Source organism: Pseudomonas sp. NFPP24 (genome assembly GCF_900112095.1).
Classification (GTDB): Bacteria; Pseudomonadota; Gammaproteobacteria; order Pseudomonadales; family Pseudomonadaceae; genus Aquipseudomonas; species Aquipseudomonas extremorientalis.
Map to the genome: position 1 here is coordinate 611,425 of NZ_FOKD01000002.1, position 20,052 is coordinate 631,476.

Below are 20,052 nucleotides of genomic sequence, written 5' to 3' on the forward strand. Positions count from 1 at the left end.
CCCCGTACGGAGCGCACTAGGGGAGTTGCGCCTGCTCCTCGGGCGTCTTGATGAACACGCTGTACTTGGCGCCCTCCATCGCTTCGAACGCAATCAACTTGTCGACCAGCGGCAGGTTCAACACCTTGCCGGCGTTCAACAACAACATGCCGTTGTCGGCATTGAGGTTGCGGGCCAGGACCATGCCGGCCTCCAGCTCTCGAGTGGTGAGGACTTTTACCGTGGGGTCGCCCAGGGTCACGTCGCTCAGGAAGGTTGCGCAGGCCTGCACGAAATCTTCCACCAGGTCCGGATCGTAGAGGCGCCCGGCATATTTGCGGATAAACAGCAGGGCTTCATCGCTGTTCAAGTTGCGCTCGAGGATCAAGCCTTTCTGCAACTCGATGAAGTCCACCGCCAATTTCAACAGCCGTGAACCGGGAGGAATCGACTCGCCCTTGAGGTGGTCGGGAAAGCCCGTACCGTCCCAGCGCTCCTGATGATGGCGAATGATCCGCGCCGCGTCTTTCATCGGTTCAAGGGTCATCAACAGCGATTCACTCTGGGCCGGGTACTCGCGGTAGAGCGTGCGGTCGGTGCTGTGCAATTTGTCCGACGGCGACACCATCATGCTGTCGGTCCAGCTCAGCTTGCCGATGTTGTACAGCGCGGCGGCCATGGTCAGGTCGCGAGTGCTGGCTTCATCCATGGCCTGGGCGGCGCAGTACACGCGGATCAGTTCGATCAGCGCGCGGTTGGTCTGCTTATCCCTGGGCAGACGCAGGTTGGCCAACAGCGAAAACACTTCGGTGCCGGTCACGTAGCTGCGCTTGAGTTCTTCGTAGGCCAGGTCGAGCATGTCGGCGGTTTGCTGCAACTCGGCGGTGCGCGACGCGACGCGCTTTTCCAGGGTGGCATTGAGCGCCTTGAGCTGGTCGTTCTGCACCTGGGTCAGCCGTTCAAGCCGCTGATGTTCAAGCGCCTGCTGCAGGATCAGCTTGAGTTCATCGTCATTCCACGGCTTGGCGATATAACGGTGGATCTGCCCTTCGTTGATCGCCTTGATGATGGTCGGCACGTCAGCGTAGCCGGTCAGCAGGATACGGCTGGTGGCCGGGTACAGCCGGTGGACTTCGGCCAGTAACTGCGCGCCATCCATGCCGGGCATGCGCGCATCGCTCATGATCAGGTCGATGGGCTGTGCCGCCATGATCTCCAGAGCCTGGGCGCCGCTGCCGGCCAGCACTACGTCGAAGGCTTGACTGCGCAACAGCCGGCGCAGGCTATTGAGAATCGACTCTTCATCATCGACCAGTAAAACAGTGGGTTTCTCATCCATGGTGACCGCGCCTTCAAATCAAACAAAATTGAGCTAAATTGAACCCTTGTGCCCGGCCAGCTTCCTTCGCCTGAGGCGCGGGGTTGATTTGACGCCAACTGGCCGTCGATATCAAGCGACCTCGACTATGCTGACAGAACAGGTTGGCGCCCCGCTCCGAGGCGAAATCAGGGAAGGAATCGTTATGCCGTCAAACCTTTTGTCGTCACGGAGCAGGCCATGACTGCTGATTCCGCCAGGGCCAACCGGCGCATTCTGATCGTCGATGACACGGCCTCGATCCACCAGGACTTCCGCAAGATTCTCTGCGCCGATGCCAATGGCGAGCCTTCGTTGGAGAACCTTGAAGAAACGCTGTTCGGCACCGCCCCTAAAGTACGCCAGGCCTTCAAGCTGGACTCCGCCTACCAGGGTGAGGAAGCTCTGGAACTGGTCAACCGGGCCCTGGCCGCCAACGCGCCCTATGCCCTGGTGTTCATCGACATGCGCATGCCGCCGGGTTGGGATGGCCTGCAGACCATCGAACAGCTGTGGAACGTTGACCCCAACCTGCAGATCGCCCTGTGCACGGCTTATTCCGACTATTCCTTCGAAGCCATCGAGGCGCGACTGAAGTACAACGACCAGCTGCTGATCCTGAAAAAACCCTTCGATCATCTGGAGATCCGCCAGATGGCAAGCGCCCTGACCTGGAAATGGCAGCTTGCCCAGGACATAGCGCTAAAGGTGATCGGCCTGGAGCGCACTATCGAAGAACGTGTGCAGGAGCTGCTCAAAGTCTCGCACCTGCTGCAATACGACACCCTCACCGAATTGCCCAACAGCACGCTGCTGGGCGACCGGCTCACGCAGGCGATTGCGTTGGGCCACCGGCATGACACGCAACTGGCGGTGATGTTTATCGGGCTGGACCGCTTCAAGCGCGTCAACAATGCCTTGGGCTACCCGGTGGGCGATGAGGTACTGCAACAGGTCAGCCACAGCCTGGTGGCGAGCGTGCGTGCATCGGATTCGGTGTTTCGCTACGGCGCGGACGAATTTGTGGTTGTGCTCAGCGATATCGAGCATCCGCAGCAAACCCAGCATATCGCACAAAAAATCCTCACGGCCGTGAGTGCCACCCGACATGTCGCAGGGCACGACCTGAGCGTCACCGCCAGCCTGGGCATCGCGATCTACCCCGATGACAGCGGCAATGCCGTGGAACTGATCAAACACGCCGAGACCGCCATGCGCACCCGCAAGGAACAGGGCCCGGATGGCTTCAGCTTTTACACCGAAGACATGAACCGGCGCGCCCGACACCAGCAAAACCTGGAAAGCGCGATTCGCCAGGCGCTGGACCGCGAAGAGTTTGTGCTGCACTACCAGCCGAAGCTGGACCTGAAATCCGGCAAGATCGTCGGCGCCGAAGCGCTGATCCGCTGGTTCCAGCCACGCTCGGGCTGGGTCAACCCCGGCGATTTCATCCCCGTGGCCGAAGACAGCGGGCTGATCGTGCCCCTGACCCAATGGGTGCTGCGCCAGGCCTGCGAGCAAGTGCAGGCCTGGCGTGCGATGGGCCTGCCACCGCTGTGCATCTCGGTGAACATCTCGGCCATCGACTTCCGTCAACGCGACTTCGTCGACAACCTCGTCGCAATCTTGAAGCAGACCGATATGCAGCCACATCTGCTTGAACTGGAAATCACCGAAAGCGTGCTGATGCAGAATGTCGAAGAAACCGTCAAGACCCTGCACACCATCAAGGCCATGGGCGTGCGCCTGGCCCTGGACGACTTCGGCACCGGTTACTCCAGCCTCAGCTACCTGAGACGCTTCCCCATCGACGTGTTGAAGATCGACCAGTCCTTCGTGCGCGGCCTGAACGTAAATAACCAGGACGAGCAACTGATCAGCGCTATCATCGGCATGGGCAGGAGCCTGGAACTGACTATCATCGCCGAAGGGGTCGAAACCCTCGATCAGCTGAGTTTCCTGCAAGCCCAGCTGTGTGAAGAAGGCCAGGGCTTTTTATTCAGCAAGGCCGTGCCTGCCAAAGACTTCGCCCAGTTGCTGCAAGTGGGCTGCGCGACATTGATGCCCACCCCATAGCCCTACGCTTGCAAGGAGTGCTCGCTTGAGCGATGTCTCAACTTACCGTCTTGGCCTGATGTTCATGCTGGGCCTGGCGGCACCGCTGCTGGCCGCACCACTGGATGAAGCGCTCAAACCGCTGCCTGCGGTTCCGGCGCTGGACCCGGCCAGGGTCGAGCTGGGTCGCCAGCTGTTCAACGAACCGCGCCTGTCGGTCAACGGCACCCTCTCCTGCGCCAGTTGCCATCGACTGGCGTCCGGCGGTGCCGACGACAAGCCGTTTTCCCTTGGCTTCGACGGCAAGCCGGTCGCGATCAACACGCCGTCGGTATTCAACGCCAGCCTGAACTTCAAGCAGTTCTGGAATGGCCGGGTGGATACCCTGGAAGCCCAGGTCGAACAGGTGGTGATCAGCCCGGTGGAAATGGGCAGTGACTGGAAAACCGTGGTGCAGAACCTGTCCGCCATGCCTGCCTACCAGACCGCGTTCAGCCAGGCCTACCCCGACGGCGTCACCGCCGCCAATGTGCAAAACGCACTGGCCACCTATGAACGCACCCTGCTGACACCCAACTCGCGATTCGACCAGTACCTGCTGGGCAACACCGAGATCCTCACGACCCAGGAAAAGTACGGCTACCAACGCTTCAAGGACTACGGCTGCATTGCTTGCCACCAGGGGGTCAATATCGGCGGCAACATGTTCCAGAAATTCGGCGTGATGGGCGACTATTTCAAGGCACGGGGCAATCCGGTGGAGTCGGACCTTGGGCGCTACCTGCAGACCCAGGACGAAGAGGACCGCCATGTGTTCAAGGTGCCCAGCCTGCGCAATGTAGCCGTCACCGCCCCGTACTTTCACGACGCCTCGGCCAGGACCCTGGAAGAAGCGGTCGATGTGATGTTCAATTATCAACTGGGGCGCAACCCGTCCCAGGAAGACAAGGACCTGATCATTCAATTCCTCAAGACCCTGACGGGCGAATGGGCGGGCAAACCACTATGACCCTGTCCAGACGCCGTACCAGCCAACTGCTGCTCGGCCTGATCACCGTGCTGCTGGCCTCGACACTGGTCTTTCTGTACTTCAAGTCAGGCCGTGACCAGACAGCCAGTTACACTCACTCGCGGGACCTGATCCGGCAACTCCAGCAACTCAATGCCCAATGGGACAGTGAGGTGCTCAAGGCCAGGATCTCTATTACCCATAACTACGACCCCCTGGTCGCGCCACTGCTGGAAATGACCCGACTCTGGACCGAGCTGAAAAGCCGCGGTTCCTACCACGAGGCCACCGACCTGCCCCGCTGGCAGGCCGATCAACAAGCCTATGAGGCGGCCATCCAGGAAAAGGCCCGGTTGGTGGACCAGTTCAAATCCCACAACGCGGTGCTGCGCAACTCGCTGGCCTTCCTCCCGACTGCCGAGGACGATATCCAGGCCCAATTCAACCGTGTGGACGATGAGGGCAAGGCGCAACTGCAAAGCGTGGCCACCGACACCTACGACCTGCTGCTCAGCAGCCTGGAGTTCGCCCAGGTCACCAGCGATGATCGAGCCGCCGACATTCTCGTCGGCCTGGGCAAGCTGGCCGTCAACAAAGAGTTGCTGCCTGTCGAGTTCCAGGCGCCGGTCGATATTCTCAGCAATCATATTTCGCTGATCCTGCGCGAACAGCCTTTGGTCAACAGCCTGCTCGAACGAATCGCGGCGGTGCCCGTGGCCGAACGCCTGGATGACCTGACCACCCATCTCAACCAGGACCAGCAGACGGCCGACCTGGTCGACCATCAATACCACCGTTACCTGCTGATTTTCTCGACCTTGCTGGTGGTGCTGTTGCTCTATCTGGCCGTGCGCCTGTTGCGCAGTTTCGCCGAGATCAACCGGGTCAACCGCGCCTTGCAGGCGGCCAATGAAACCCTGGAGCAACGCGTGGAGCGGCGTACGCGGCAGCTCAAGGATGCCCAGAGTGAACTGATGGACAGCGCCCGCCAGGCCGGCATGGCCGAGATCGCCACCAACGTGCTGCACAACGTCGGCAATGTGCTCAACAGCGTGAACATTTCCGCCGACCTGGTCAGCCGCAAATTGCGTAGCAGCAAGGCCCTGGGCCTGGGCAAAGCCATGCAGTTGATCAACGAACGCCAGGCTGACCTGGGCACGTTCCTTACCGAAGATGAAAAGGGCAAACTGTTGCCCGGCTACTTGAACCAGTTGGTGGAGGCCATCGCCGCCGAACAGCAGGGCATGACCGAGGAACTGGCGCAGTTGAGCAAAAGCGTCGACCACATCAAGGACATCGTCGCCACCCAACAATCCTACGCCGGTGCGTCCACGCTGCTGGAGCCGGTCAACATCAGTGCCTTGATGGAAGATGCCTTGCGCATGAATGCCGGTGCCCTGAGCCGTCACCACGTCACGGTGGTCAAGGAGTACGCACGGGTGCCGGAAATCCTCGGGGATAAGCACCGGCTGTTGCTGATCATGGTCAACCTTATCAGCAACGCCAAGTACGCCATGTCCAACCTCACCGACCGGCCACGACAAATGACCCTGGTTGTCCAGCCGGGTGCCGATGACACCTTGCAAATCAGCGTGAAAGACGAGGGCGAAGGCATTCCGCCCGAGAATATGACCCGGATCTTCACCCACGGCTTCACCACCCGCAAGGAAGGCCACGGCTTCGGCCTGCACAGCTGCGCCCTGGCCGCCGTGGAAATGAACGGCCAGCTCAGCGCACACAGCGATGGGCCTGGCCTGGGTGCGGTGTTTACCTTGACGATTCCTCTCACTCTTGCCGGAAGCCCCCCATGAACCAGCCTCCCAACCGGCGCATTTTGTTGATCGATGACACGCCGTCGATCCATGACGACTTTCGCAAAATCCTGATGCCAGCCGTCGAATCCAACCAGGCGCTGGATGACATGGAGTCGGCCCTGTTCGGCGACACGGCCAAAGCCCAGGCCCAGGTGTTCGAGTTGCATTCGGCATACGGTGGAGAGGAAGGCCTGCAACTACTCGTCACGGCCATGGCAAACAAACAACCCTACGCCCTGGCCTTTGTCGACATGCGCATGCCCCAGGGCTGGGATGGCGCGAAAACCATCGAGGAACTCTGGAAAGTCGCGCCCGGCCTGCAGGTGGTGGTGTGCACCGCTTACTCGGACTATTCCTGGGAAGACCTGCTGGAGCGCCTGCACGCCCATGATCGCCTGCTGATCCTGAAAAAGCCTTTCGACAATATCGAAGTCCAGCAAATGGCCAACACCCTGGCCAACAAATGGGACATGGCCCGGCGTGCCTCCCTGCAAACCGCGCACCTGGAACAGTTGGTGGAACAGCGCACCCAGGCGTTGCAACTGGAGATCGACGAGCGCAAGCACCTGGAAAGCCAATTGGTGCAGTCGGAAAAACTCGCGTCGCTGGGGCAACTGGCGGCGGGCGTGGCCCATGAGATCAACAACCCGGTGGGGTTTATCTCCTCCAACCTCAGCACCCTGGATGGCTATTTCAACCAGCTGCAACAGATGTTGGATGCCTACCGGACGGTCGAGCAAACCCTTGCGCCGGGAACACAGCGCGATCAACTCAAGGCGATGCGCGACGCGGTGGAACTGGACTTCCTCAAGGAAGACATTCCGATCCTGATCAGGGAATCCAAGGAAGGTATCAGCCGTGTGATACAGATTGTGAAGGACCTGAAGAACTTCTCCCGGGTGGACAACGACCAGACCTGGCAATTTGCCAACCTGCAACAGGGCATCGACTCCACGCTCAACATCGTCGCCAGCGAACTCAAGTACAAGGCCGATGTGGTCAAGCACTATGCCCCGCTACCGGAAATCGAGTGCCTGGCATCCCAGCTCAACCAGGTGGTGATGAACCTGGTGATCAATGCTGCGCAAGCCATGGGACCCGAGCGCGGCACCATCACCATCAGCAATGGCGTGGAAGGCGAGCATGTATGGCTGGAAGTGGCCGATAACGGCTGTGGGATTGCGCCTGAGACCGTGCAGAAAATCTTCGACCCGTTCTTCACCACCAAACCGGTGGGTGAAGGCACAGGGCTGGGCCTGTCGCTGTCCTACGGCATCGTCAAGAAACACCGGGGCGATATTTCCGTCAGCAGCGAACTGGGCAAAGGTACAAAATTTAGAGTGGTCTTGCCGATCCGGCAGACGGCGGCGTAGGACACGCCGCCATCATGTCGCTCAGGCCTCGGCTTTTTTCGGGCTAGAGCCAAACGACGCGAACCGCTTGTTGAACCCGGCAATGCGGCCTTCGGCCTGGGTCTTGCGCTGTTGGCCGGTGTAGATCGGGTGCGAGGCGCTGGACACGTCCAACGGAATATACGGGTAAGTGTTGCCGTCACTGTGTTTATGGGTGCGGTCGCTGTCGGCGGTGGAGCCGATCAGGAAAAACACGTCGGCGGCGGTGTCGTGGAACAGCACGGTGCGGTAGTCGGGATGGATACCAGCTTTCATAAGGCCTCCGGGGCGTTTGAGTGCATTCGATGCGTTATACAGTAACACAATCCACACACCCAAACGAGAACAGATTGCAATAAGCATATACCTGTCAGAACTCACAGCAGACGTTGTTGGTTGCTAACCAGACACTCCAGGCAAGCGAGTTGCCTCAATTGAGCAGCACGCGCCTCGGCTCCAGCCAGCCCTTGACTGTAACGACCAGCGTCACCAATACCGGCCCACGCGCAGGCGACGAAATTGTTCAGCTTTACCTGCGGGACGCTGTCGCCAGCGTCACCCGCCCGGTACGCCAGTTACGCGGCTTTCGCAAAGTGCATTTAGCAGCCGGCCAAACCCGGGAAGTGGTTTTCACACTCGATGAAAATGACTTTGCCTTACTGGGTGCGGATTTGGCGCCAGTGGTGGAGGCCGGCACCTTTACTGTTTTTGTCGGGGGTGACTCAACCACCGACAACCAGGCCCACGTCGAAGTCACTGATAGCCGCAAGCTCTCTATATCGGGCCAGTCCGTCTCACCCAGCGTGCCAAATTGAATATTCCCACAGGTTGTCTAGGGTTTCCTTACAGGCGCAGAATGCCGTACCGACCAAAAGAGTCTGAACCCAAGGAAACCGTATGAGCCTGTCCTTGCTAAGCCGTTACGCCTTCTTTGCCGTGTGCGTCATTTTCACCCTTGCCAGCTTGCCCTTTATCGAACACGAATGGCTGTGGCCCATCACGGTGGTCACCGGCGTGTTGAGCCTGATCGGCCTCTTCGACCTGCTGCAAAGCCCCCACGCCGTGCGCCGCAACTACCCGATCCTGGGCAATATCCGTTACCTGGTGGAAGCCATCCGCCCGGAGATCCGCCAGTACCTGCTCGAATCCGACAGCGATGCCCTGCCCTTCTCCCGCGCCCAGCGCTCGCTGGTCTACTCGCGGGCGAAGAACGAAACCGCCGACAAACCCTTCGGCACTCTGATCGACGTGTACCAGTCGGGCTTCGAATTCATCGGCCACTCCATGCGCCCGGCGCCGCTCAGCGACCCCAGCGCATTTCGCGTGATGGTCGGCGGCCCGCAGTGCACGCAGCCGTACTCGGCATCGGTGTTCAATATCTCGGCGATGAGCTTTGGCTCGCTGAGCGCCAACGCGATTCGTGCGCTGAACCAGGGCGCCAAGCTCGGCAACTTCGCCCACGACACCGGCGAAGGCAGCATCAGCCCTTACCACCGCGAAAACGGCGGCGACCTGACCTGGGAACTCGGCAGCGGTTACTTCGGTTGCCGCACCAGCGATGGCCGTTTCGACCCTGAGCTCTTCGCCGTGCAGGCGCAGAACCCGCAAGTGCGCATGATCGAAATCAAGATGAGCCAGGGCGCCAAACCCGGCCACGGCGGGATCCTGCCCAAGCACAAGGTCACCCAGGAAATCGCCGACACGCGTGGCATCCTGATGGGCGAAGACTGCATCTCGCCGTCGCGTCACAGCGCGTTCTCCACACCGATCGAATTGATGCAGTTCATCGCGCAACTGCGTGAACTGTCCGGCGGCAAACCGGTAGGCTTCAAGTTCTGCCTGGGCCACCCGTGGGAATTCATGGGCATCGCCAAGGCCATGCTCGAAACCGGCATCCTCCCGGACTTTATCGTGGTCGATGGCAAGGAAGGCGGCACCGGCGCCGCGCCGGTGGAGTTCACCGACCATATCGGCGTGCCGCTGCGTGAAGGCCTGCTGTTCGTGCACAACACCCTGGTGGGCCTGAACCTGCGCGACAAGATCAAGCTCGGCGCCAGCGGCAAGATCGTCAGCGCGTTCGATATCGCCAGCGTACTGGCCATCGGTGCCGACTGGGCCAACTCGGCGCGCGGCTTCATGTTTGCCATTGGCTGCATTCAGTCCCAGTCGTGCCACACCAACAAATGCCCGACCGGCGTGGCGACTCAAGACCCGCTGCGCCAGCGCGCCCTGGTGGTGCCGGACAAGGCCCAGCGCGTGTTCAACTTCCACCGCAACACCCTCAAGGCCCTGGCGGAAATGCTCGCGGCGGCGGGCCTGGAGCATCCGTCGCAACTGTCGGCCAAGCACCTGGTGCGGCGCATGTCGGCAACCGAAATAAAGTTGTTCTCGCAGTTGCATGTGTTCCTCAAGCCGGGTGAATTGTTGACCGGTGAGGTGAATGGCGAGTTCTATTCGCGGATGTGGCAGATGGCGCGGGCGGACAGCTTTGAACCCCACGAAGCCAGCGCCGCGTGATATCAAGATAACGACCCTCACCGCTGAACCGGACCACCAACGGCATCGTTGAAACAAGGAGATTCACATGCCGTTACTGGACTTTTCCGCCATGGCCGCGCAACTACCCGAGAGTTGGAAATCCAAGCGTCTGGGCCAGGTTGGCCCCGCGTGGATCAAGGTGTTGCGTATGGATGAGCAGGCGTACGAGGTAGAAACCCATGACTACAACGAAGGCCTGCTGGTGATCGATGGCCTGTTGCGCCTGAGCATCGGCGACGACGAAATCAGGGTAGGCGCCGGCCAGATGTACCTTGTGGAAGCCGGTATCGCCCACGCAGTGCTCGCCGGCAGCCATGGCACACTGGTCATCATTGATGTCTAGAGACATTCAGTAATATCCAACCTTTGCAATTGCTTACAAATACCGCCAACCTGCGCCCGCCCGACGTGCGGCGTACGACAACGCCCACGCTCACCTGTCCTTGTTAAACCTGACATTCAAGAGCCCGTAGCCATGCCTGACGGACGCGACCCACGCATCGATTTTTTTCGGGGCCTGGCGTTGATCTTCATTTTCTGGGATCACGTCCCCCACAACCCTCTCGGCCAGATCACCTTGCGCAACGTCGGTTTCAGCGACGCGGCGGAGGTGTTCGTGTTCCTCGCCGGTTTTGCCGCCGTGCTCGCCTACGGCAAGATCCTGCAGCGCGACGGTTACTGGCTGGCCAGTTTGAAAATCCTGCGACGCACCTGGGTGCTGTACGTGGTGCATATCTTTTTGCTGGCGCTGCTGATGGGCATCGTGTTCTTCGCCAACAGCCATGTGGAAACCCGCGACCTGGTCGAGGAGATGGGCCTGACGCACTTCGTCACCCACCCCCAGCAGGCGCTGACCGACGAACTGCTGCTGCGCTTCAAGCCCAACCTGATGGACCCGCTGCCGCTGTATATCGTGCTGTTGGGCGGCCTGCCGCTGGTGCTGCCGATGATGATGCGCAGGGTCGAGGCCGTGGTGGCCGTGTCGCTGGCGATCTACTTGATGGCGCCCTGGATGGGCTGGAACCTGCGCGCGATTGCCGACGGCGTGTGGTACTTCAACCCGGTCACCTGGCAGTTGCTGTTCGTGCTTGGCGGCGCGGCGGCGGTGTACAGCCAGCGGCCGAAACCTGTGCAGGTACGCCCGTTGTCGCGCCAGCCGCTGTTTGTCGCATGTGCCCTGTATGTAGTGCTGGCGGCGGTGATCACCCTGTCGTGGCGCTGGCCGCACGTGCATGACGCCTGGATGCCGGCCTGGCTCAGTGATGGGCTGTACCCGATCAGCAAGACCGATTTGTCACCGGTGCGCCTCGTGCACTTCCTCGCCCTGGCCTACGTTACGGCGAAGCTGTTGCCCCACGCCGGTTGGACGCAGAACCGCGTTGCCACTGAGGTGTGCCGCATGGGCCGCTACTCCCTGGAAGTGTTTTGCCTTGGGGTCGTGCTGGCGCCCCTGGCAGACATGATCAACGCCTTGGCCCACGATGCCGTCGCCATGCAACTGGCGACCGCCGTGGCCGGTGCGCTGTTGATGGTCGGCCTGGCTATGTGGCTGGACATGCTCAAGCGCCTGGACTCGGCCCCCAAGCCCGCGCTACATAGGTAGCGCCCGGCAAAACCGGCAGGGTGATTCCATTTCCTTCCACTTAACCCGTGAAAGGAAATGGCCCATGCCAACCCATCAACTGCTCAACGGCCTGTCGGGCAACCTGCAATCGAGTGATGCCTGGGGCCGACAGCAAGCCCTGGAGCAGATCCGTGAAACCCTCACGCGCACACTGAACACCCTGAGCCCTGACCAGCAGCGCGATTATGTGCGGCTGCAACGCAATGCCCTCCAGGCCCTGAAAGCGGTAGAGACAGAAAACAACGCCCTGATCGGCACGTTCAAGACGTGGGGGCAGGCCCAATTGCGCGCGCGCATCGGCAACCAGGACCCCAAGCGCGTGTTCCTGCACACCCGCTACCTGGAACAGGTGCAGCCGCCGATGCCCTGGGAACCGCGCACCAGTTCCACCAGCCTCTCCCGGGAACGGCGGCGTTTTCGCCGGGCATACGATGAATGGAAATACCGCTCCCATGTGTCCACCCTCTCGTTGTGGGACGCCGCGTGCCTGAACTTCGACTTCACCACCGGCACACCGCAACGCCAGGGCAGTACCTTCGTCGATGCCTCCTACTTCACGGGCAATGAAAACCCGGTGTTGACCGTCCAGGGTTTTGTCGAGATCGCCCGCGAGCTGGACCTGGGCGGGCAACTGCAACGCACGCTCGATGCAGCCCTGGGCCGGGACGGGAGACTGCAACAGTTGCTGCAGGACAGCGCCCGTGCCTGCCTGCTCTTCGAAGCGTTGGAAGCCTATCGCAACCGCGCCGTGACAGGCGTCACCCTTGAACTCTACCACCGCCTGACCCAGGCCATTGATGGCAGTGGCGCGGCGCTGGAATTCGAAACACTTGGGATGAGCACCGGCATCACGCTGCTGCCGGCGGTGCCGTTCGTGCCCTCCGGCGAGACCATCCCGGTGCCGCTGCTGCTGATCCGGGTGGGCAGCCTCGGGGTAGTGTCCTACTTCCCGTTCCGTCCCGGCGGTGCGCTGCACTATCACATCGACAGCAACGCGGCCCACGCGCACTTCATGCAGCAACTCAAGGACAGCCACCGCCAACATGACCTGGGCTGGTTCGCACGACAACTGCCCGTGACCGAAATGACGGCGTTCAAGCGCCTCGACCAGCAGGAGCGACGCCCGGAGCACCTCAGCGCCCTCGCCGGCTTCCTGTACGACACGTTCCATCGCCTGTTCCCGGCCAAGACCCTGGACAGCCTGCGCTTCAGCCCAGACCCCAAGCACGGGCGTCCCGAAACCCTGGTGCAAGCCCTCACATACCGTCACGTCCAACACTACCAGGCCAATCTCTCCACCCTGGCCACCAGCCGCTCGACCCGCGACTTGCAGGCCGTCATGGACGGCGCTGCCGCCATCGCCGACGAAATCCTGCAATTGCTGCTGACGCCCATGCCCGGCGGCGTCACCGGCCTGAACCGGGTGATGCAGGCGGCGGTATTCGGCAGCCTCACCTACAGCACGATCGTCGGTATCAATGAAGCCGCGAAGGGCCAGGCCATGGACTTTGCCGCCGCATTGGCGGATGTGATGGACCTGGCAATCAACGGTCTGTTGATCACCACCGCCGGGCGGGTGCATCGGCTACGCATCCAAGGTTTGCTGCAACGCCTGGGCAACCCGCAAAAGCTGATGCGCAACGACGAAACCGGGGTGCTCTGGAAACCGGACATAGGCCCCTACGCCATTCTCGATCAGAACCTGCTCAATGGTCAGACGCCCAATGCCCAGGGCGTGTACCAGATCAACGGGCAGCAGTACGCCTGGTTGAACTACGGTAAAGAGCGACGCGTCGTGGAAATCAGCCATGACGCCAAGACCCTCAGGTTCGTGCTCAAGCAGGAAAACCGCGGCGACGCAGCGCCGCCGATCGTGTTCGACTCCGCCTTGCAAGCCTGGACCCTGGACTTGAGAAACGCCCATGACCTGTCCGACGTGCAACTGATCGAGCGCATGCTGCCCAATGGCTCAAGCCCGGTGCCCAGGCTCGACTTGGAACGCATGCTGCGCAGCATCTCGCCCAGCCGAGCCACCCTGGACAACGTCTGGGCCGGAGAGCCCGCCCCCGTCAACCTCACCGAAGGCGTCAGGCGCCTGCAGGTTGACCGGGTCATAGACCAGTTGATCAGCGACTTTCACCGCCGCGGCCACCTGCCGCCCCATGCCGATAGGGCGGTGCTGTGCCTGTTGCCTCACGTGCCCGGCTGGCCAGCAGATGCGTCCCTCCAGGTGCATGACGCCCAAGGCACGCTCATCGAAACCTATGCCGCCGCCGATACCCCACCGGCCACGGGCGCCGTTATCAAGCTCAAGCGCCGCGACGATGGCACCTATATCGCCCTGGACGGTCCGGACACCACCGTCGTCTCCCAGGAGCCGTTGTTCGAGCTGATCCTTGAGCAACAGCCTTCCGGTTCGGTACTGGGCAAAGAAGGCAGCCCGCATTTGACCACGGCGCAACGCATCGCCCGCGTGCGCCTGCAAATCAGCGAGCTGGCCCAGGCCCGGCGGTTGGCGCTGTTCAGCGCGCTGTACCGCTACGCCGGCCATGCCCGGCATGAAGTACCGGCCAGCGATCCCGCGCGCCTCTTTACGCCGCTGAAGGTCGCGCCCCCTTTGGTAGAAGTCACGTCTGTGCTGAAGACTCTGCGCGAGCGATTCGCCCCGTTGACCCCGGCAAACCTGGCACAGTTGCTCAACGACATGCCCTTGAGCGAGCCTGAGCAGGCGCGTTTGCTGCAGACCGGCAAATTGCCGCAGGCCCTGCACGAGCACCTGGAGCATCACCGTACCGCGCTGCGTATCGATGTGGTCATCGACGGCCTCTACCACCGCCGCGCATTCAACCCGGACACCGATCAATGGGCACGGGAGTTCGCCGCCAGCCTGCTACGCGACACCCTGGGACGACATTTCGTGGTCACCGATATGAGCAGCGGCGATCCCGGGCAACGTTACGAGTCCAGCGGACCCGACGACACCACGGTGGAATTGCTGTTCTACGGCGAAGGTCGCTACGAAGCCTACGACATGCGTAACGGCGGAGCGATCCCGGTATCGCCGGCCGTCGACAGTTTCTACCTGGCCATCGGCTCGGTGCTGCAACCCCACGAACGCTTGAAACTGGGTATGCAATCCGCTTCCGATGCCCAGGGGCTGCGCACCACCTTGGGCGACCTGATGAGCGCCCAGCGCAGCCCCAGCGGCTATGTCAGCCTCCTGGACCTTTCGTTGCACCAGTACGAGCAGAACGTGGTGCTGCCGGCACACTTGCAAGCGGGCGCCAATGGCCTGTATGACCTGGACGGGCAAACCCTGCTGCCGCTCTATGGCTCGCTGTATCCGGTTGTCTATGACAACAGCCTGCGCAAGTGGCGGCTCAAGCACCCGGAAAAAATCGGCGTCGACACGCCCACTCTGGAACACAACCGTCGGGGCGCATGGCGCTTGTCCACCGAGAACCCGATGACCTGGAGCGATCATCGCCTGCTCTACCGCCTGGGAGCCCAGGACTACAACGTGGACGAAACCACCGCCGCGCGTATCCTGAAAATCACCGATACCCCGGCACGGGCCCTGCGCGAATCGCACAGCACTCAATTGCCGCCACCGCCGTTGCTGGAAGACACCTGCAAACGCTTTCGCATCGAGCGCGACATCCTGCACTTTATCCAGGCGATGACCACCTATTCTGCCCAACAGAATGCGCGACCGTCCTTGCAACTGCAGCTCGCCAGCCACTTGCCTACCTGGCCGGACAGCCACAGCCTGGAGGTTTTCGACGACAACGGCCGCGTGATCAGCCAGTACCGCTACCACCCCACTACCGAGAAAATACGCCTCACGGAGGCCGAAAGCCGCAGTCGCGAACCGTTGAAAAAGCTGGTGCAGAACGATGCCTTGACTCGCGCCTTGCTCGGCGAACTCCCGGCCACCCAGGAAGAACGCCTGTTCAAACTGGCCAAGGCAATCGCCGAATATGCCTACCGCGAACGCGCGCAACTGTTCGACAACCTGTACGCCCAGAGCGAGCAAGGTGGCAACCGGCTGGAACAGCGCTTGAAATCCAGTTTCCCGCAACTGCCCCGTAGCGCGGTCAGGGCCATTCTCGACCAAGCCACCCCACGGGAACTCAAGCAACTGCAGGACCATGGCCGGGTCGGCCTGCGCCTGGTCGAACAGGCCCGGCTCACCGCCGACGATATGCGCCTGAACCGCGCCTACGAAGGCCTTTACCTCAGGACCCTGGCCAACCCCGACAGCGAAAGGATCACCTTGCACCTGCTCAAGGAACTGCCCGGCTGGCCCCGGCAACTACGCCTGGACATCCACGACGGCAACGCCAGGGGCCGTCTGCTGGAGAGCGCAGGTCACCTCGCCGGTATCGATCGGCGCACCCTGGCGCGATTCAACGGCGGATTCCATGCTTATGACAAGCAAGGCCGCTTGCTCAACGACCCCGCCGATGTCGGCAGCGACCTGTTGAGCGCCATCGCCCTGCTGCTGTCGGAAACCGAGTGCCGGGCACTGGGCATTGCCGACAGCATTGACCTGTCACCCCTGCGACAGGCGATTGCCGAGCTGGCGTTGAACCGGCGCATTGCAATCAAGGGCCTGCTCGGCCTACGGCATATACCGCCGTGGCTGCAACCGCCGATGCAGGTGGACAGCTCATTCATCGCCTATCCGTTTTCATTGAGAGGGCTGTGGCCATTCGGCGGGGACCAGCCGGTGGACTTGCTGAGCAAGGTGCGTGAACTCTACCCCAGCTTCAGCCAATTCCGAGCGCAGGAACTGATCGACAGCCTGGGCATGAGCGAACCCGCCGCCCTGATTGAATTGCAACGCCGCAAAGCCGAGTACCAGGCCCTGCAATTCGAATTGCAACGCTGGATCGGTCCCCCCCAGGCCGTCGACGCCCCGCGCACCGATCCGGTCGTTCGGAACTATGGCGTGCGTCGGCAATTGGCCGACAGCATCCTGCGGGCCTGGCGCCAGGAAACACGCGTGGCCTATATCAGCGGTACGGGTCTGTTCGACGCTCACCAACTGGTGCTGCGCCTGGACGGCAACAGCTTGCCTGACGCTGATTTCATCCTGAATAACCGAGGCTTCGAGCACATTGAATACCTGCGCATCGACGGCGACGCCTTCCCGGAGACCGGCAACGCCTTCCTCGGCAAATTCACCGGCCTGACCCACCTGAAAATCGACTGCATGCTCAATGAGCTGCCCGCCAGCCTGACGCAGATGACCCAGCTTGAGAACCTTGACCTGAGCGACAACACTATCGTGCTGACGGCCGAATCTCGCCAGCGACTGGCCGGTATGACGCGACTGGCCGAGCTCCACCTGGATGGTAACCCCCTGGGCCTGACCCCGGATATTTCCCGCATGACCCGCCTGCGCGTACTGTCGTTGCCTCAGACCAACATTGATCAGTGGCCCATCGGCGCCGAAACCCGCAGCAGCCTGCGCACCCTGTTATTGCAGGAAAACCGCTTGACCACGGTACCTGACGCAGTGTTTTCCGACGTGCGCATGGGGCCGACCAACCGCAACACCATCCTGCATGACAACCCATTGAGCGAAACGACCCTGGCCAGGATTCGCGACTACCGTCGTCGCACCGGCATCGTCATCGGTGGCGCATTGCCGGGGACCTTGCACCAACAAGCCATGTCCAGGGAATTCAGCCGCTGGCTGGCCGGGGTTCCTGTGGCACAGCACAGTGAACGGCAACAGTTATGGGAGCAGTTGCAACACCACGAGGGGGCGAGGTCGGATGACGCGTTCCGGGTACTGCGCGACCTGATCCAGTCCTATGCCTACACCCACAGCCCGGCCAGCCAGCAAACCCTGACCACCAGGGTCTGGCACCTGCTCGAGGCCATGGGCCAATCGACCGAGCTGCGCGAGCAGATTTTCCTGAACACCTATGTCGCCGGTACGTGCGGCGATGGCGCCATCCTCGCCTTCATCGATATGGAGATTCAGCACAAGGTCCACCAGGCCCGGTCCCAGGCCGGCAGCAGCCAGGCCGACCACGATCTGCTGAGCCTTGCCAGAGGCCTGTTCTACCTGCGCAAAGTGGATGAATTGGCCGATACGCACCTGCAAAAGTTGCGTGAAGAGGAGATAGATCCGGACGATGCCGAGGTGAAACTGTATTACCGGCTGCGTTTTCGCGATGAGTACAACCTGCCGATTCGTCGCGAAGAGATGCTGTACTCCGTGGAGGAGTGGGTCGACGAGCAAGATATTGTCGAAGCCCGCGATAGTCTGGCCGGGTTGGAGAGAACCCAGGCAGTGCAGAACTCGGTGCTGATGGAGGAGTTCTGGATCGAGTACCTGGCCCGCAGTTACCCGGAACCTTTCTCGACCATCGAGAACGTCGTGAGTCACCAATTGAAAAGCCTGAACCTGGAGATCTCGGACAGACGCTCGGAAGCCTACCTGGAACGTCGGCAATCGCTGATGGAGTTGGAGATCGCCGAACGCAATCGGCTGGTGCGCCAGTTGACCGAAGCGGCGCAACTGGCACAACAGCAGGTCAATTGAGCCTCACGCCGAACGCGTGGCCCCCTGGGCAGTGTTCAACGGCTGCAGCTTGAACACGTAGAACAACACGGTCAGCAGCACCAGGAACGCCGGCCCCACATACAGCGCCACGCGAGTGTCCGGGAAGTACGCCATCAGGCCCACCACCAGCACCAGGAACGCCAGGGCCAGGTAGGAACTGACCGGATACAGCCACATGCGGTATTTGAGCCCTGCCCGTTCGGCGGGGCTCAGGCCTTTGCGGAACTTGAGCTGGGCCAGCAGGATCATCAGCCAGGTCCAGATCGCACCGAAGGTGGCGATGGAGGTGACCCACACAAAGACTTTTTCCGGCACCAGGTAGTTGAGCAACACGCCCAGCAGCAAGGCAAAGATCGACAGCAGCAACGCCTTGCGTGGCACGCCATTGCTGGAGGTCTGGCCGAACGTGGCCGGCGCCTGGCCGTTCTGCGCCAGGCTGTAGAGCATGCGCCCGGTGCTGAAGATGCCGCCGTTGCACGACGACAGCGCGGCGGTGATCACCACGAAGTTGATGATGCCTGCGGCGGTCTTGATACCGAGCCGTTCGAAGGTCATCACGAACGGGCTGCCCTGGGTGCCGATCTCGTTCCACGGGTAGATCGACAGGATCACAAACAATGCACCCACGTAGAACAACAGGATGCGCCAGAACACTGAGCCGATGGCGCTGGGAATGGTCTTTTGCGGGTTCTTCGCTTCACCGGCGGTGAGGCCGATCATCTCGACGCCCAGGTAGGCAAACATCACCATCTGCAACGACATCAACACGCCCTGCACGCCATTGGGCATGAAGCCGCCGTGGGCCCACAGGTTGGAAATCCCCAGGGCCACGCCGTCATTGCCGAAGCCGAAGGCGATGATGCCGACGCCGCCGATGACCATGGCAATGATGGTGACGATCTTGATCAGGGCGAACCAGAATTCGAACTCACCAAACGCCTTGACCGCGATCAGGTTGATGGTGCCCATGCTGATCAACGCCGCCAGGGCCCAGATCCAGCGCGGCGTATCCGGGAACCAGACGCCCATGTACACCGCCACGGCGGTGATCTCCGCCACGCAGGTCACCAGCCACAGGAACCAGTAGTTCCAACCGGTGAGAAAACCCGCCAAGGGGCCGAGATAGTCTTGGGCATAACGGCTGAACGAACCGGCGACCGGGTTGTGCACGGCCATCTCGCCGAGGGCGCGCATGATCACCAGGATCGCCAGGCCACCGATGATGTACGACAGCATGATCGCCGGGCCGGCCATTTCGATGGCCTTGGCCGAGCCGAGGAACAGGCCGACGCCGATGCAGGCGCCCAGCGCCATCAGGCGGATATGCCGTTCACCGAGTTCGCGTTTGAGCGGGCCGCCTTGAGCGGTCTCGCCATGGGGCAGTGGGTTGCCGACTGGCATAGGGTACAACCTCATTTTGTTATTGGATTGTCCGTCGAGTCTCCAGGGCGCGGGCCGGTAAGCCGGCACCCTTGCCGAGACCGGGGCCGCCTCATGGACGGGCCCTTCTTGCCAGGCAAGATCAGCGGGGCGTGCAGTATAAAAAGCCCGGAGCAGGGTCTTTCACTATAAAAGCGAGGCAATTTAGTGGAAGTGCTCGCTGTCTTGCAATTTAACAGGAGCATCTGACCTGCATTGAGCGGCAAAACGTCGCGGCAGGCCCGCCCCCATAACCGTCGGAAGGTTCTGACTCGAAAAACAC

Annotated in this window: 12 protein-coding genes; 9 read left to right on the top strand and 3 right to left on the bottom strand. The window is 61.4% G+C overall.

All coding sequences use genetic code 11. The features are described from left to right. Positions 1–16: 16 nt before the first annotated feature. Entirely contained in the window at positions 17–1,318 is a 1,302-nt protein-coding gene (locus tag BM026_RS06585; RefSeq protein ID WP_093512296.1) for a response regulator c-di-GMP phosphodiesterase, NosR family, read from the bottom strand. A 219-nt stretch (positions 1,319–1,537) separates the two neighbouring features. Here BM026_RS06585 and BM026_RS06590 point away from each other — a divergent pair, with 219 nt between their 5' ends. The 4 genes from BM026_RS06590 to BM026_RS06605 are packed head-to-tail and all read left to right on the top strand — an operon-like array spanning position 1,538 to position 7,587. After that, complete coding sequence (locus tag BM026_RS06590; protein WP_093119483.1) at positions 1,538–3,412, top strand: putative bifunctional diguanylate cyclase/phosphodiesterase; 1,875 nt, start codon at positions 1,538–1,540, stop codon at positions 3,410–3,412. Positions 3,413–3,470: 58 nt separating this feature from the next. After that, positions 3,471–4,400 carry a cytochrome-c peroxidase gene (locus BM026_RS06595; RefSeq protein WP_371914403.1) on the top strand — a complete coding sequence of 310 codons (930 nt, stop codon included), beginning with the start codon at positions 3,471–3,473 and terminating at the stop codon, positions 4,398–4,400. Then, on the top strand, positions 4,397–6,211 hold the full coding sequence (locus BM026_RS06600; protein ID WP_093119487.1) for a DAHL domain-containing protein: 1,815 nt from the start codon (positions 4,397–4,399) through the stop codon (positions 6,209–6,211). The genes BM026_RS06595 and BM026_RS06600 overlap by 4 nt, the downstream gene beginning before the upstream one ends. Continuing rightward, positions 6,208–7,587 (top strand): ATP-binding protein, encoded by a 1,380-nt coding sequence (locus BM026_RS06605; RefSeq protein WP_093527718.1) that lies wholly within the window; start codon positions 6,208–6,210, stop codon positions 7,585–7,587. Before BM026_RS06600 ends, BM026_RS06605 begins: the two co-directional genes overlap by 4 nt. A gap of 21 nt (positions 7,588–7,608) precedes the next feature. Here the strand turns inward: BM026_RS06605 and BM026_RS06610 are convergent, their stop codons facing one another. Continuing rightward, on the bottom strand, positions 7,609–7,881 hold the full coding sequence (locus BM026_RS06610) for a type B 50S ribosomal protein L31 (RefSeq protein ID WP_071488679.1): 273 nt from the start codon (positions 7,879–7,881) through the stop codon (positions 7,609–7,611). Positions 7,882–7,997: 116 nt separating this feature from the next. On the opposite strand from BM026_RS06610, the gene BM026_RS06615 reads away from it, so the two are divergent. The 5 genes from BM026_RS06615 to BM026_RS06635 all read left to right on the top strand — a co-directional run bounded on the left by BM026_RS06615 (position 7,998) and on the right by BM026_RS06635 (position 18,329). Next, positions 7,998–8,420, top strand: coding sequence for a fibronectin type III-like domain-contianing protein (locus BM026_RS06615; protein WP_256575497.1), 423 nt, complete (start codon positions 7,998–8,000; stop codon positions 8,418–8,420). Between the two features lie 82 nt (positions 8,421–8,502). Next, positions 8,503–10,122 carry an FMN-binding glutamate synthase family protein gene (locus tag BM026_RS06620; protein ID WP_093527720.1) on the top strand — a complete coding sequence of 540 codons (1,620 nt, stop codon included), beginning with the start codon at positions 8,503–8,505 and terminating at the stop codon, positions 10,120–10,122. Between the two features lie 67 nt (positions 10,123–10,189). Further along, entirely contained in the window at positions 10,190–10,486 is a 297-nt protein-coding gene (locus BM026_RS06625; protein WP_092241017.1) for a cupin domain-containing protein, read from the top strand. Between the two features lie 132 nt (positions 10,487–10,618). Further along, positions 10,619–11,746 carry an OpgC family protein gene (locus tag BM026_RS06630; protein ID WP_093119499.1) on the top strand — a complete coding sequence of 376 codons (1,128 nt, stop codon included), beginning with the start codon at positions 10,619–10,621 and terminating at the stop codon, positions 11,744–11,746. A gap of 64 nt (positions 11,747–11,810) precedes the next feature. Continuing rightward, positions 11,811–18,329, top strand: coding sequence for an NEL-type E3 ubiquitin ligase domain-containing protein (locus BM026_RS06635; protein WP_093527722.1), 6,519 nt, complete (start codon positions 11,811–11,813; stop codon positions 18,327–18,329). A gap of 3 nt (positions 18,330–18,332) precedes the next feature. Here BM026_RS06635 and BM026_RS06640 read toward each other — a convergent pair whose 3' ends face one another. Continuing rightward, positions 18,333–19,751, bottom strand: coding sequence for an amino acid permease (locus tag BM026_RS06640; RefSeq protein ID WP_092241013.1), 1,419 nt, complete (start codon positions 19,749–19,751; stop codon positions 18,333–18,335). Positions 19,752–20,052: the final 301 nt, after the last annotated feature.

Bases quoted from the DNA above. Each gene is read 5' to 3' on its own strand.
- BM026_RS06600 (WP_093119487.1), top strand. From the start codon at position 4,397: ATGACCCTGTCCAGACGCCGTACCAGCCAACTGCTGCTCGGCCTGATC.
- BM026_RS06590 (WP_093119483.1), top strand. From the start codon at position 1,538: ATGACTGCTGATTCCGCCAGGGCCAACCGGCGCATTCTGATCGTCGAT.
- BM026_RS06620 (WP_093527720.1), top strand. From the start codon at position 8,503: ATGAGCCTGTCCTTGCTAAGCCGTTACGCCTTCTTTGCCGTGTGCGTC.
- BM026_RS06630 (WP_093119499.1), top strand. From the start codon at position 10,619: ATGCCTGACGGACGCGACCCACGCATCGATTTTTTTCGGGGCCTGGCG.
- BM026_RS06585 (WP_093512296.1), bottom strand. From the start codon at position 1,318: ATGGATGAGAAACCCACTGTTTTACTGGTCGATGATGAAGAGTCGATT.
- BM026_RS06610 (WP_071488679.1), bottom strand. From the start codon at position 7,881: ATGAAAGCTGGTATCCATCCCGACTACCGCACCGTGCTGTTCCACGAC.
- BM026_RS06595 (WP_371914403.1), top strand. From the start codon at position 3,471: ATGTTCATGCTGGGCCTGGCGGCACCGCTGCTGGCCGCACCACTGGAT.
- BM026_RS06605 (WP_093527718.1), top strand. From the start codon at position 6,208: ATGAACCAGCCTCCCAACCGGCGCATTTTGTTGATCGATGACACGCCG.
- BM026_RS06625 (WP_092241017.1), top strand. From the start codon at position 10,190: ATGCCGTTACTGGACTTTTCCGCCATGGCCGCGCAACTACCCGAGAGT.
- BM026_RS06635 (WP_093527722.1), top strand. From the start codon at position 11,811: ATGCCAACCCATCAACTGCTCAACGGCCTGTCGGGCAACCTGCAATCG.
- BM026_RS06640 (WP_092241013.1), bottom strand. From the start codon at position 19,751: ATGCCAGTCGGCAACCCACTGCCCCATGGCGAGACCGCTCAAGGCGGC.